Annotated in this window: 11 protein-coding genes; all 11 read left to right on the forward strand. The window is 35.3% G+C overall.

Features of this window, described 5'->3' with window-relative positions; genetic code table 11:
* The first annotated feature begins 3 nt into the window (after positions 1-3).
* The 11 genes from RV13_RS07285 (at position 4) to RV13_RS07335 (ending at position 15,534) form a co-directional block, all read left to right on the forward strand.
* Complete coding sequence (locus tag RV13_RS07285) at positions 4-1,209, forward strand: ABC transporter ATP-binding protein (RefSeq protein ID WP_028020287.1); 1,206 nt, start codon at positions 4-6, stop codon at positions 1,207-1,209.
* 2 nt (positions 1,210-1,211) lie between these two features.
* Positions 1,212-4,373, forward strand: a complete 3,162-nt coding sequence (locus tag RV13_RS07290) for a glycosyltransferase (RefSeq protein WP_028020286.1) — start codon at positions 1,212-1,214, stop codon at positions 4,371-4,373.
* Positions 4,374-4,377: 4 nt separating this feature from the next.
* The gene (locus RV13_RS07295) at positions 4,378-6,528 is read left to right on the forward strand and encodes a glycosyltransferase family 2 protein (RefSeq protein WP_060789118.1); all 2,151 of its coding nucleotides are present in this window, start codon (positions 4,378-4,380) and stop codon (positions 6,526-6,528) included.
* Positions 6,529-6,745: 217 nt separating this feature from the next.
* Positions 6,746-8,137 carry a sugar transferase gene (locus RV13_RS07300; protein WP_060789117.1) on the forward strand — a complete coding sequence of 464 codons (1,392 nt, stop codon included), beginning with the start codon at positions 6,746-6,748 and terminating at the stop codon, positions 8,135-8,137.
* A 14-nt stretch (positions 8,138-8,151) separates the two neighbouring features.
* Positions 8,152-9,192, forward strand: coding sequence for a glycosyltransferase family 2 protein (locus tag RV13_RS07305; RefSeq protein ID WP_060789116.1), 1,041 nt, complete (start codon positions 8,152-8,154; stop codon positions 9,190-9,192).
* 15 nt (positions 9,193-9,207) lie between these two features.
* Positions 9,208-10,080 carry a LicD family protein gene (locus RV13_RS07310; protein WP_060789115.1) on the forward strand — a complete coding sequence of 291 codons (873 nt, stop codon included), beginning with the start codon at positions 9,208-9,210 and terminating at the stop codon, positions 10,078-10,080.
* A complete protein-coding gene (locus tag RV13_RS07315; protein WP_060789114.1) occupies positions 10,081-10,782 on the forward strand; it encodes an IspD/TarI family cytidylyltransferase in 702 nt (233 codons plus the stop codon).
* 10 nt (positions 10,783-10,792) lie between these two features.
* Positions 10,793-11,848 (forward strand): NAD-dependent epimerase/dehydratase family protein, encoded by a 1,056-nt coding sequence (locus RV13_RS07320; protein WP_060789113.1) that lies wholly within the window; start codon positions 10,793-10,795, stop codon positions 11,846-11,848.
* Positions 11,848-12,825 carry a glycosyltransferase family 2 protein gene (locus RV13_RS07325; RefSeq protein ID WP_060789112.1) on the forward strand — a complete coding sequence of 326 codons (978 nt, stop codon included), beginning with the start codon at positions 11,848-11,850 and terminating at the stop codon, positions 12,823-12,825. Before RV13_RS07320 ends, RV13_RS07325 begins: the two co-directional genes overlap by 1 nt.
* Before the next feature lie 23 nt (positions 12,826-12,848).
* Positions 12,849-14,390: a lipopolysaccharide biosynthesis protein gene (locus RV13_RS07330; protein WP_060789111.1), complete on the forward strand. Its 1,542-nt coding sequence runs from the start codon at positions 12,849-12,851 to the stop codon at positions 14,388-14,390.
* A gap of 4 nt (positions 14,391-14,394) precedes the next feature.
* Positions 14,395-15,534, forward strand: a complete 1,140-nt coding sequence (locus tag RV13_RS07335) for a glycosyltransferase (protein ID WP_071875958.1) — start codon at positions 14,395-14,397, stop codon at positions 15,532-15,534.
* Position 15,535 lies beyond the last annotated feature (1 nt).

Raw genomic sequence — 15,535 nt, forward strand, 5'->3', positions numbered from 1 at the left:
TAAATGACTGAAACAGTAATTGAGATCAACCACTTAACGAAAAAATATGATATGTATAAAAAGCCTTCCGACCGTTTAAAGGAAGCATTGAGTCCGACAAGAAAAACGTATCACGAGGTTTTTTATGCCTTGAATGATGTCAACGTGGAAGTAAAAAAAGGTGAAATGATTGGTTTCATCGGTGAAAATGGTTCAGGGAAATCAACGATCTTAAAAATCATCACAGGAGTATTAACTCCATCAGAAGGTGAGGTCAAGATTGAAGGAAATATTGCAGCCTTGTTAGAGCTGGGATCAGGATTCAATCCTGAATACAGCGGCTACGAAAATATTTTTCTGAACGGGATGGTTTTAGGATTTTCACGCGAAGAAATGCAAGACAAAGTTGATGATATTATCAACTTCGCGGATATTGGCGATCATTTGTATCAGCCGGTAAAAACGTATTCTAGCGGGATGTTCGTGCGCCTAGCTTTCGCTGTAGCAATCAATGTGGATCCTGATATTTTGATTGTCGATGAAGCGTTGGCCGTCGGTGACTTGGAATTTCAATTAAAATGTATGGAAAAATTTACGGAATTACGAAATGCGGGTAAGACGATTCTATTCGTTTCTCATGATGTGAATGCCGTTCGCCGTTTCTGTGACCGTGTGTATTGGTTGAAGAATGGTGTGGTCGAAGCAGAAGGTGAAACGATGGAAATTACTGAGACTTATGAGAATTTCTTGAAGAAAAAATCATTGAAGACAGTTGATCGCGATAATTCCAGTTCAGAAGATTTTTCTGCCTATGACATTGTAGAAGTAAAATCTGCAGAATTATTGGATGGTGATTTGCAGCCATTAGAGATCGTTGAGCAAGATAGCAAAGTTGTAGTTAAGGTAACATACAATGTCAAAGACGATTCAATTAAGAAGCCAGTACTTGGTGTGGCGATCCGGACGGTAGACAATAATTATGTATGTGGCTTGAATACGTTATTAGATGAAGAATCCATTCCTTGGAAAAAGGGAGAGAATGTCTTCTATTTAGAATATGAAAAAATGGCACTTCTAGGTGGCGAGTATTATTTCGATGTAGCCCTTTTTGAAGAAAATGCGACGGTGCCGTTAGTGTACAAAACAAGATATCTGACAATGTTTATCTCTGGTAAATATGTCGGCGAAGGCATCGTTGTTTTGGATCATAAGTGGAAGGATACGATTTAATTATGAAGTATGATTTTGATTTGTCGCTTGAGGAACATACAAGTGTGGGGAAAATCATCAGTCAGATCACAGATGGCTCTGCTGTTTTAGAATTTGGTCCCGGAAATGGGCGCATGACCCAATATTTAATCAATGAAAAAAAATGTGAAGTATCGATCGTTGAATTTGATCCGGTCTTATTTAAGCACGTCATGGGCTTTGCCCAGGACGGCTTTTTAGGAAACATTGAAGAATACAAATGGAACGATCATTTTGCAGACAAGAAATTTGATTTCATCATCTTTGCCGATGTTTTGGAGCATTTAACAGATTCGGAAAAAGCGCTGCAGGAAGCAAGCAAGTTCTTAGCGCCAAATGGGGAGATCTTACTCACTTTTCCCAATTTGGCGCATAACTCCGTGCTGATTGACCTCTTCAATAATAAATTAGGCTGGAAGCAATATGGCCTCTTAGACCAAACGCATAATAGTTTTTATACCCAGCATGGATTTGAAGAGTTGTTTGAGCGGATTGGGTTGTCGATTCGTCGAGAAGATTTCACGTATTCCCAGGTAGGACAAAATGAACTGCCAGCAAGCTATGAGGAATTGCCGCAAATGGTGCGCTACGATTTCAAAAATCGTCCCTTTGGCGAGGTTTATCAGTACTTCTATGCCTTGCGTAAAGAGCCCGTAGAAAAGCCCGAACGAGTGGAACCAATCAATTCAAACTATAATAAGCAGATGCAGCTGGCATATTTGATCGATGGCAAATTTGAAATAGAGCCATATATTTTTAATAATCAAACTGCCGAAAACAAAACGACGACTCATCACGCACCAGTGAATACAGAAAAATTACGGATCGTAATTGGGAAAGTTCCTGCCGCAATTCAATTGTCTGTCGTCGTTGACAATAAATTACTAGAGATCGAAGAAACCAATGCTTCTTGGTATCAAGAGGATCTTTTAATGTTTCCAGATGTTACCGAAGAACCTTATGTAGTAATTGACGGTTCGAAAGTAGCAGGAAAAGAATATACTGTGAATGTCAACGTATTAAATGAAGAAGAATTCTTCCCTTCTGAAGTGAAAGTAATGGAAGATGTCGCAAATGAGAAAGCCAAAAATCGTTTGTTGACGTTGAAGTTAAACTATTTTGATCAGTATCAATACCAATTGAAGAATATTCCTTTTGTGGAAGCCAACGGGGAGCTCAAAGGAATCAAACTGACGATTGAGTCAATTGAAAATAATGAGAATGAGAACGAAGCGATTATTAAGGGCTGGGGCTTTTCAGAAAAGACACAAATGCCGTTAGATTATTTACTGGCTTACTCAATGAATCAGGTACAGGTTAACGCGATCTATCGTCCGGACGTGAACGAAGTCTTTGGCGTGGATTCAACAGAAAAATTTGGCTTTATTCTGACCATCAAACAGATGCAAGTACTGGAAGAGATCAAGCTGCTAATAATAGATGATCAAGATCAGGTCTATCCAATTGTCGCAAAACAAGCAAAAGTTGCTACGACACCAGTCACAAGAAAAATCCGACACTTACTTGGTTCTATTCGGCGCAATGGCTTTTCTGGTGCGGTGAAAAACTATCAACGTTCAAAACAGCAAAGTGCTGACTATGAAGAGTGGATGACTAAGATCGAAGAACCTACACGCACGCAATTGATCGAAGCATCAAAAGAATTAACGTTCCAACCGAAAATCTCGTTAGTGGTCCCTGTCTATAATGTAGACGAAAAATGGCTGCGAGCATGCGTGAAATCGTTGACGGATCAAGTTTATCCAAACTGGGAGCTTTGCTTAGCAGATGATGCGTCACCAAAAGCGCATATTAAACCGCTACTGCAGGAGCTGTCAGCAGCGGATGAGCGAGTAAGAATCGTGCTGCGAGAAAAAAATGGACACATCTCAGAAGCGACAAACTCAGCGATCGAGATTGCAACTGGGGACTACATTGGCTTTTTAGACAATGATGATATTTTAGGGGACACAGCATTATTAGCTGTAGTAAACGCACTAAATGAAGACCAGCAACGAGAATTCATTTATACAGATGAAGATAAATTATCCATGAGCGGCAAACGCTTCGATCCATTTTTTAAACCAAATTGGAATGAGACGCTGCTTTTGGGGCATAATTATATCACTCATTTCGTAGTGGTGAAGCGTTCTATCGTAGAAACTGTTGGGGGTCTGAGAACAGAGTTTAACGGCAGTCAAGACTACGACTTTGTCTTACGAGCTACCGAAGCGGCTAAAAAAATCTATCATATTCCAAATATTCTTTATCATTGGCGCACCATCGAAACCTCTGTAGCGATGGATCCTCAAAGTAAAGAATATGCTTATGTCGCTGGACAGAATGCGTTACAGGCGGCACTTGACCGTCGTCAACTTGATGGTGTGGTTACCATGACTAAAAATTATGGCGCCTACAAAATTGATTTTAAGTATGAAAGAGAACCCAAAGTTTCCATCATAGTAAACGGACAATTAGGGAAGAAACAGCTGGAATCGCTGCTTGTAACAGAATGGGGCGATTTTGAAATTCTGACAAATACTGCTAAAGCAACAGATGAGCGTGTCCGAAGCTTTACAGGCAAGAACGAAAATGAATTGGCTGATGAAGCAGCAGGAGAATTTCTAGTCTTTTTAGCAGAAGACCTAGCACCAACACAAAACACTTGGCTAAAAGAAGCGATGAATTTTGTTCGCTTACCACATACAGGCGCGGTTGCCGGTAAAGTCATCAGCAAAGATGACGCGATTTTGAATTGTGGTGTTATTATCGATCCTGCGAATGAGCGGATTATTTATGAACAGCAGGGACTATCTAATAAGACGATCGGAACCTATTTCCGTCCAGCGCTGCCGCGTGAGATCTACACGGCAACAGAAGATGCATTGATTCTTCGTAAGGAAGACTTTTTGGCATTAGGCGGTTTTGATCTAAACTTACCAGCAGCAATCACAGGAATCGACTTCTCTATTCGCTTAGCGCAAAAGAATAAGAAGCTGATTTTTGATCCGTACTTTGAAGTTCGTTATCCTGGCGAAAATCATTTTTATGTAAAAAAAGAGGCCTACGAGGCTTTGACTAATAAATATTCTGAAGAATTGAACGATCCATTGATCAATCCAAATCAATTCAGCATAGGAGGCTAATCCGATGGAAAAAAATGAACAAGTTTGCATTGATCAATGCAGTTTTCATCCAGAAACAAAGCAGTTAGAGATCACTGGCTGGGCTCTGGATCTAGTTTCAAAAAAAGTACCAACGATTGAAGTACTTGCTGGAAATACAACTAGCCAGAAAATCGAATGGTATTCTCGCTCAGATGTAGCTGCCGCACATAAAACCAGTGCCAGCCTGCAAATGGGCTTTAATCTGAAGATCGAAGTCAAAGATCCGGCAGAACAAGTGTCCATCGAGTTCCATTTTGAAGCGGGAAAACAGACGCAAGCTTTTATCCCAAACGAAAATATTATGAAAGAGCCGAAGCAGCCGTCTCAATTCAAGTCTTTGTATGGGAAAGCACGTAAAGGCTTAGGCTATCTAAAACGCAATGGATTAAAAAGTACGCTGCGTCGAATCAAGTTGGAGCAGGACAAACAATCCGATGAAAGCTACCAACAGTGGATCGTTGAAAATGAAAATTGGGATGTAGCAGCCATCAAAGCAGAAATCCATGACTTCAGCTATCAACCTGTAATTTCCATTTTAATGCCCGTTTACAATGTGGAAGAAAAATGGTTGGCTAAATGTATCGAATCCGTTCAGAACCAATTCTATCCATATTGGGAGCTGTGCATGGCAGACGATCATTCTACCGACGCTGCAGTAAGACCGCTACTAGAAAAGTATGCGGCACAAGACTCACGAATCAAAATTGTTTTCCGTTCAGAAAATGGGCACATCTCTAAGGCGACAAATTCGGCTTTAGAGATCGCGACAGGTGAATTCGTTGCTTTATTAGATAATGATGATGAGTTAGCACCGATCGCCTTGTATGAAGTAGCGAAGCGATTAAACGAAAATGCTGATTTGGACTTGATTTATAGTGATGAAGACAAGATCGATATGGCCGGCAAACGGTTTGATCCAGCCTTCAAACCCGACTGGTCACCTGACCTATTGTTAGGGACAAATTATATTTCCCATCTTGGCGTCTATCGTCGTTCAATCATGGAGAAAATCGGCGGCTTCCGTGTAGGCTACGAAGGTTCACAGGATTACGACCTAGTCTTACGCTTCACTGAACAAACAACCGCTGATCGAATTGCGCATATCCCGCAAATTCTATACTACTGGCGTATTTTACCAAGCTCGACCGCTGCAGATCAATCAACGAAGAGTTATGCTTTCGATGCTGGATTAAAAGCTGTTCAAAACGCAATCACTCGCCGAGGAATTCAAGCGACTGTGAATCATGCAGCAGGAAATGGACTATACGATGTAGACTACAAAGTCCTTTCCGAAGATCTAGTCAGCGTGATTATTCCTACACGAAACGGCTACGACGATGTGAAACGCTGCATCGATTCAATCATTGAAAAAACGACGTATCCAAATTATGAAATCGTGATGGCAGATAACGGCAGTGATCAGCCTGAAATGCAGGAGCTTTATGCCGATTATCAAAAACAGCTGGGTGATCGTTTTGTTGTGGAATCAATTGATATTCCCTTTAACTACTCACGTATCAATAATTTAGCTGCAAAAGTTTCCAAAGGAAAATATCTGCTATTCTTAAACAATGATACTGAAGTGATCACACCAGAATGGATGACGAAAATGGTATCCTTCGCGCAGTTCGAACGAATCGGCTGTGTCGGTGCGAAATTGTATTATCCAAACAATACCATTCAACATGCAGGAGTTATCTTAGGAATGGGCGGTGCGGCCGGTCACGGACATCATACCTTTCCACGAGGAGACTTCGGCTATTTCGGGAAATTGGAAATAAATGTGGATTACTTAGCCGTTACAGCTGCTTGCTTAATGATTCGTGCTAAAGATTTTGTTGAAATCGGCGGATTCAACGAAGAGCTGACTGTGGCCTTCAACGATGTTGATTTATGCCTAAAAGAATACGAGAAAGGCCACAACAATGTGTGGCTCCACGGAGTAGAATTGTACCATTTTGAATCTCAATCCCGAGGATACGAAAACACACCAGAAAAACAAGCACGCTTCGAAAAGGAAACCAAGTATATGGAAGACACTTGGACTGATTATATTGAGAACGATCCGTATTATAATCCGAATTTGACACGGGTTGGCGGAGATTTTTCGGTGAGGTTAGATTATAAAAAGTGAATACTATTTAGAAAATCAGAATGAGTGAACTTTTCCAGTTAAAGAAAAGGATAGTTAAATTTTCAACTGAATCACAAAGAAAAAGCAGTCAAAAAAAATCGATTTTGACTGTTTTTTGTTCTTTTCTTTTTTATTACTTTTCTTAGGAAAGCTACTCTTTTTATAGGCTATATGGTAAGATGTGTAATGGATTATTTCGTGGATTAGGAGTGTTTGTATGAATAAAAGTGGCGAATGGAGCGCCGCCCGTCGAATTTTTATTATTTTGATGGATGTGATCGTTTATAACCTTTCTGTCTATTTTAGTTTTTGGCTGAAATTTGACGGGGTCATCCCAATAAGAAACTTTCAAACCTTTGAGAGTTCTGCATTATTTATTTCAGTGTTCTTTATCATTTTAAATGTTTTGTTAGGAACCTATGTGTTCTACAATAGAATCGTTAGTGATATTGTTTTTGTCACAGTCATTGGACAATTCTTGATGTCTTTGGGTATTATGATCATTACTTTCGCAGGACGATGGTTTGCTTTTCCAAGGACAGTTATCCTCATTTCTTTTTTATTAGGAACGATTTTATTGATTATCTATCGAACAATTATTTATAAAGCTTATATGAGATTGAGTTCAGATAAAAAGGTGACGATTCTTGGTTTTGAAAAAGATGTAGCACCAGCAATTCAGAATTTTAGTTCACAAAAAAATAATAAACATAAGGTACAGTCTGTCGTGTTGGATCACTTTTCTGATAATTTGAGTAAAATCATTGATGATGTGGATATTGTCTATTTAGCATCAGAAATCGAAGAATCTGAAAAGATAAAAGTTTATCAATTAGTAACGAAGATGGAAAAGAAACTCTTCTTAAATACCACTTTTGAGAATTTGGTAACTATCAATCCCAATATTATGAACTTCGAAGATGAAAGTATTATTGAATCTTCGGGCTTTAGAATTCCATCAGAAGATGCCATGTTGAAACGTCTTTTTGATATCGTTGTATCGTTAATTTTATTAGTGATTGCTTCACCCTTTATGTTGATCACTGCAATTCTGGTGAAAGCAACTTCTCCGGGACCAATAATTTATAAACAGATTCGAATCACGCAAGATCAGAAGGAATTTCCAATCTATAAATTTCGTTCAATGAGTGCGACTGCTGAGTCCAAATCTGGACCCGTTTTGGCGAAAAGTAATGATGCACGTGTAACACCTGTTGGAAAATTCATTCGCGCTGTTCGTTTTGACGAATTGCCACAATTGATCAATGTTCTAAAAGGAGATATGTCGATCATTGGACCGCGTCCTGAACGACCTTTCTTTGTTGCGCAGTTCAATGAAGAAAATCCTTATTATTACTTGCGACACAATGTTCGTGCTGGAATTACAGGTTATGCTCAGGTTTATGGGAAATATGCCTCTGACTATAATAGTAAGTTGAAGTTCGATTTGCTATATATCAAAAAATATTCCTTCATGCTCGACTTAAAAATCCTGTTACAAACAATCAAAATTCTGTTTGATAAAGTCTCTTCGCAAGGATTAGAAGAAGATGAATTATGTACATCGTTAGATAAAATGGATTTTCCGAAAGAGAGAATTCTTCAATAATTTGGGGTGAAAGAATGTCTACACCAAAATTTAGTATTATTATTCCGATCTATAATGCTGAAAATACAATTGCTAAAACCATTAATATTTTAAAGAAATTTGAATATTCAAATGTTGAATTCTTATTGGTCAATGATGGATCTACTGATAGGACAGAAAAAGAAATAAGGAAAAGTATTGATAATGACTCTAGATTTCTTTTAATTACTAAGAAAAATGAAGGCCCAGGACTTGCTAGAAATTATGGAATTGAGCAAGCAAGTGGAGATTATCTATTGTTTTTCGATGCGGATGATTTTCCAAAGAGTTCCATTTTAGAGGATTATTCTTCAATTATTTCTGAACATCAAAAGCTAGATTTAATCATTAGTTCGTTTATCTTTAGAACGCTCAGCAAAGAAGAGGTTGCTGACGAAAAAGAATATTTAGTTGAAGATTATGTTTATGATAGTAATAAAGAATTTTTATCTGATATGTACGAATTAATGAATAAGCAATTGATGTATGTTGTTTGGAATAAATGCTATCGGCGAGATATCATTATGGACAATAATATACGTTTTAAAAACTATCGTAGTTGCGAGGATCGAATTTTTAATTTGGATTACTACAAGCAATGCTCGCTAGTTATTATGAATTCAAAGATTGAATATGTTTATGAGTTTAACGGTGGAGAAGGAATAACCAACCAATACCATGAAGAGAAATTTTCTACGTTTAAAGAGTTTTATGAGCAGAGCAACGTTATCACTGATAATGCCAATAAAGAGGGAATGAGTGCCCTGTTACTCAAGGGAACGACCTCTGTAATTTTTTCTATATTAGAGACAAAAGAAATTAGCAAAACACAAAAAAAAATCGAGATTAATAACATATTAAAGGATTCATCGATTTTAGAAGCAAGGAAAAATGCAGCAACAGATACAACAATAAAAAAAGTAACCAAATTACTTTTTAATATGCCAACGCCTATTATCACTATGGTACTCAGCACAGGCGCATTTATTGAGACTAAAATGCCTGGGGTAATGGCAGTATTGAAAAGAAAATATTAACGATTGAGGGATTTCATGTACAGTGAAGACAAACAATTACGTCAAGTACAAGAGACTAGTTTGAAACTTGCTAAATATTTTTCTGATTTTTGCGATAAAAATGGTCTACTATGCTATTTATGTGGTGGTGGCGCTATTGGTTCGATCAGACATCAAGGATTCATTCCATGGGATGATGATTTAGATTTTTTTATGCCAAGAAATGATTATGAGAAGTTGATGGAACTTTGGAAAGATCAAGAAAACAATGATAAATATGTTTTACTAAGGGCCAGTAAAGATTATAATGACCGCAATTCATTTACTACTCTACGTGATAAAGGAACTACTTTTATAAAAACTTATCAAACTGATTTAAATATTGATCATGGGATTCAAATAGATATTTTTCCTTTGGATATAGCACCAGTGAAAGGCTATCAGAGGAAAATCCAAAAATTTTGGGCTTTAGTATATGCTATTTATTGCAGTCAACAAATTCCACAAAATCACGGAAAATTTTTTGCTGGATTAGGCAAATTCCTTCTATCATTGGCTCCTACTGAACTAAATAAGTATCACGTTTGGAAATTCGCTGAAAAGAAAATGATGAAATACAAATCTACAACTACTGGTTTTGTAACAGAGTTATGTGTTGGGCCTAGATATATGGGAAATGTTTACCCTGAAAAAGATTTTTCCGCTGCGAAGAAAACGGCTTTTGAAGATGTAGAGCTACCAATACCAATAGGATATGATAACTATCTGTCAAGTGTATTTGGGGACTACATGAAGTTACCTCCAGAAAATCAACGGGTGGCACATCATGAGACAGCATTTATCGATCCAGACAACTCATACAAAAAATATGAAGGTATCTACTATTTAACAAATAAGGAGGATAAATAAGTGATTACAGCATTAATTATTGCCGGCGGTGTCGGAAAAAGAATGGGACAAGATATCCCTAAACAGTTTATTACTATTGATGGAAAGCCAATCATTATTTATACATTAGAGTCATTTGAACATCACCCTTTAGTAGATCGCGTTTTAGTTGTATGTAAATCTGGATGGGAAGAAACACTTTGGGGATATATTAAGGAATATGATTTAAAAAAAGTTCAATGGATCATTCCTGGAGGCTCAAAAGGACAGGAATCTATCAATAATGGTGTACAATTTTTAAAAGATTATTCTGAAGAAAATGATACTATTATTATTCACGATGGTATTCGCCCATTAGTAGATGAAATTGTTTTGTCTGATGTCATTGTAAAATGTCAAGAACACGGGAATGGTGTGACATCTTTGCCCTACAATGAACAAATTTTCTTGAAAGATACAGAAGAAACTACGAAGCAATATATTGACCGTAATACTTTACGCCGCGTTTCAACACCACAGGCTTATCAGTTTGGTAAATTGAGTTGGGCTTATGATAAAGCAATCAAAGAAGACATAGGAATGACAGACTCTTCCTATACAAATACTATGATGGTTGAACTTGGCGAGACACTATACTTTGCAGCAGGTTCAGATAAAAATATTAAATTAACGACGCAAGACGATTTGGAACTGTTTAAAGCATATTTGAAGATGAAGGATTAGAGGTGTAAGTTTGCTATTAGATAATGAAATCTATTGTGCTGAGTTGGATAGAATCAATGATGCTAAAAATGATTGGAGCAAAGTCGATAATCATTCATTTTTAATCATTGGTGCTACTGGAATGATTGGTTCTTATATGATTGATGTTTTGATGAAGAGAAATGAGCAATATGAGTCAAATATTCATATCTATGCAATGGGAAGAAGTAAGAATCGTTTGAAAGAGCGATTTTCAATGTATCTTGGGAATTCCTTTTTTGATGTGGTTGAGGGAGATGTAACCCAGCCAATTAACCTTGACGAAGAGATAGATTATATATTTCATGGAGCTAGTAATACACATCCAAGAGCGTATGCATCAGATCCTATTGGTACAATAATGACTAATTTAATGGGGACTCAACAAGTTTTAAATTTTGCAGTTAACAATAATTCAAAACGTACCCTGTTCCTTTCTACGGTTGAAATTTATGGTGAAAATCGTGGAGATGTTGAGAAATTTACAGAGGATTATTGTGGATATATTAATTGCAATACTTTAAGAGCAGGCTATCCAGAAGGCAAACGAGCTAGTGAAAGTCTGTGCCAAGCTTATATTTCTAAATATAGTTTAGATGTTGTTATCCCTAGGATCTGTCGTACCTTTGGGCCAACGATGTTGCTGAATGATTCAAAGGCTTCATCTCAGTTTATAATGAACGCCGTTAATAATGAAGATATTGTTTTAAAAAGTGAAGGAAATCAATATTTTTCTTATGCGTATGTTGGAGATGTAGTTTATGCGTTACTTTATTTATTAGTAAATGGAGAAAATGGTGAAGCATATAATATTGCATCTTCAGAATTCGATTTACATCTCAAAGATTTAGCTCAATCATTAGCAGCACTAAATAAAAAGGAAATCGTTTTTGATTTACCAGATAAAGAAGAGCAAAGAGGCTTCTCAGCGGCAAATCAAGCTATTTTGGATGCCCAAAAAATCAATAGTTTGGGATGGAAACCTATATTTGGTTTAACTGAATCTTTAAAAAACACCGTTGAATTAATTAGAAATGAGAGATTTTAATGTGTGAGATTAGTATTATAGTTCCTGTCTATAATGTAGAAAAATATATTAGAAAATGTATTGACTCTATTTTGAATCAAACTTTTAGAGATTTTGAATTAATTTTAGTAGATGACGGATCTCCAGATAATTCTGGTGCTATTTGTGATCAATATGCCAAAAAAGATTCTCGTATCAGAGTAATCCATAAAGAAAATGGTGGACTAAGTAGCGCAAGAAATGCTGGCATCGAAGTTGCTCAAGGAAAATATTTGGGTTTTGTTGATAGTGATGATTACATTGCTGAAGATATGTATGAACTTCTGCATAACAATATTATAAAGGAAGGTGCGGATTTATCTATTTGTGGAATCTATGACGTTTATAAACAGAAGACTCCTAAAGTTTTACCTGAGTTTAGAAAAGTTTGTACTAAGGATGAAATGATAAAAATGATTTTAGAAGCTAAGTTGGTTTCTGTTCATGCAGTAAATAAACTATATAAACGAGATCTTTTCAAAATGATTAGGTATCCAGTTGGAATCATTACAGAAGATGCAGCAATAATTTTTCAAGTATTAGATCAGTGCAAAAAAATAATAGTTGATACTAATCAAAAATATTTCTATTTTCATAGAGATGAAAGTATATCTAGCAAAAATTTTTCTCCCAGAGATTTAGATACTATCAAAGTTTGGAAAACTAATGAAGAATGGATATCAAAAAAATACCCTTTGTTTAAAACCGAAGTACACACTCGTGTGTGTTGGGCAAATTTTATTGTTCTTGATAAATTAGTACTTTCTGATAAATCAGGAGAATCCAAAAATATTTCAAAAAGTATTCGAAAGTTTTTACTTAATAATTTTTCATTTATTATGAGTAACGATAGATTAACAAAGGGGAGAAAGATATCATTACTGTTTTTATTGTTTGGAACAACAATGTATAAACTCCCTGTAAAGTATCAGTATAATTTACTGAAGGCCAAGAATTAAAAGAAAGTGGATAATTATTTTTTATGAAAAAGAGCAGATTAGAATATTCAATCCTTAATTCATCTATATCGATGTTCATTTATATATTTAGACTATTAATACAATTTGTAGCTAGAAGCTTTTTTATTCATTATCTAGGGGCTGAGTATCTAGGACTTAACGGGCTATTTAGTAATATTTTGAGTTTCCTCTCTTTAGCTGAATTAGGTATAGGTACTTCCATTGTTTTTTCTCTATACAAACCATTAGCAGAAAATGATGAGAAACATATAGTGTCACTCATAAGACTGTATAAAAAAGCCTATGAGATGATAGGTCTAGCAGTAGGTATTATCGGACTAATTATTATTCCTCTCCTTCCCCTGATAATAAAGGATAGCAATAATATAGCAATGATAAATATTTATCTTTATTATATACTTTTCTTGATGAATTCTGTCGTGAGTTACTTCTTTACATATAAGCGTTCCTTAATTATTGCGGATCAAAAAAACTATTTAGTGGCATTGAACGATTTTGTTTTTCTATTAGTACTAAATGTTATCCAAATCATCTTTTTATACTTGTTTAAAAATTTCACTATTTTTTTGGTCACTCAGATTTTATTTACGCTGATCGGAAATATTAGTATTTCTATTATTACAGATAGAAAATATCCGTTTTTAAAGAAAGTTACTCCAGAGAAAATAGAACCTGAATTGAAGCAAGAAATAAAGAAGAATGTTATAGGAAATATGTCCTCGAAACTTGGTGGGGTTATTGTGATGGGGACTGATAATATACTAATTTCTGGTTTTGTAGGATTAACAGCGGTCGGGATATACTCTAACTATTCATTAATAATAGTCAGTATACAGAACTTGTGTAAACAAATTACTAATTCAATCACTGCAAGTTTAGGAAATTTTGCTGTTTCTGGGGATAGTAAACGAGCGAATCAATTATATGATAACCATTTATTTGTGAATCATACACTAATTTATTTTTTCTCTGTAATAACGTTTAATGTGATCAATCCGTTCGTTAGTTTATGGTTAGGTAAAAGTTTCACTTTACCATTAATGACTGTTACATTAGTAATGATAAATTTTGTAGTTCAAGTTTATAGAAATACAAATATTATTTTTATTGAATCATTCGGACTTTACTGGCAGCAAAGATATAAACCCATTATTGAAGCAAGCATGAACTTGCTAGTTTCCTTGATATTTTTAATAGTATTTAAAATGGGAATTAACGGGGTTCTTTTAGGCACCATAATATCGTCTATTGGCTTTGTTTTCTGGTTTGAGATATATATAGTTTCTCGTTACTCCCTCAATATAAAAATGAGAGAAAAGGCAATAAAGTATTTTAAATATTTCTTTCATCTTATATTATCAATGCTAATTATATATATATTTAATAATTTCCAATTGTTAGTTTTTAGTGCAGATTTAATCGGATTAATTTTTCGGATTTTTTTTACTTTTGTTTTAGCATTAGCTATTTATTTAGCACTGTATTTTAAAAGTAGTGAGTTTAAATTTGTTCTGGGAATTGTTAAGAAGATTATTCGGAGGTGAGAAATTGAAGATAGGAATATTATCTCCAGCGTTTGAACTGGGTGGCGCTAGTAAGGTTTCAACCTATATAGGTAACTTACTTCAAAGTGAAGGAAATGAAGTTTTTTACATTTCATATTTAGAAAGTGCTAGACCTGATAGCTCTGGTAATTACTATAATATATTTAGAGAAAAAAATTTCTTTTCGCAGTATATTAGCAAATCAATGAAGTATTTGGAGTTTAAAAGATATGGCTATTTTTCACCAGATAAGTATGTAAAAAAAGAACTTGGACTTTTGCAAGAGATTGTCAAAAAAGAGAATCCTGATGTGATAATCTTTAATACTTTTATTCCTGCAGTTCTTTTTTCCTCATTTATCAAAAAAAATTTTCCAAGTATAAAAATGATCACTTGGATGCACTCAGATCCAGAGTATAGTTTAAATCATATTGCTAAATATTATAAAAAGATTTTTAAAAACAGTTTTAAGCAAGTTGATAGGGTTGTTTGCTTATCTGATGATGTAAAAAATATTGTATCTCAGTATGGTGCTAATGCAGAGGTTATATATAATCCTTTAACATTATCAGAACACGGTGTTAGTGAACTGTCTGATAATGTTATATCTTTTACTGCTCGTCTAGATATTAATGTAAAAGGAATTGATTATTTGTGCGAATTGGCTGACTTTATTCCTGATAACTGGGTTATACGTATTGCTGGGGATGGAACTAAAGATGAAAAAAAACAATTACAGGATTTGATTGAAAAAAATAAAGTCGAAAAGAAAATCAATTTTGTAGGACCATTATATGGTAAAAATCTTGTTGAGCACTATTTAAATAGTTCGATTTTTATTTCCACCTCACGAACCGAAGGCCTACCACTAGTAATGATTGAGGCAATTTCTTTTGGAGTACCTATAGTTAGCTTTGATCACAACGGTGGAAAAGAAATCTTGTCTAATGGAAAATATGGGGTTTTGGTACCAAACAATGATGTTTCCTTAATGGGAAAAGAAATAAATAAAATTATCGATGATCGTTCACTTCTTGAGAATTATCAGAATCTTTCATTGAAAAGGTCTAAGGATTTCTCTATCAATATAATTATTCAAAAATGGAAATCTTTACTTAACGATTTAGTTTTGGAGGGAAAATAAA

Origin of the sequence: Enterococcus raffinosus, from assembly GCF_001886185.1 — a bacterium.
Classification (GTDB): domain Bacteria; phylum Bacillota; class Bacilli; order Lactobacillales; family Enterococcaceae; genus Enterococcus_A; species Enterococcus_A raffinosus.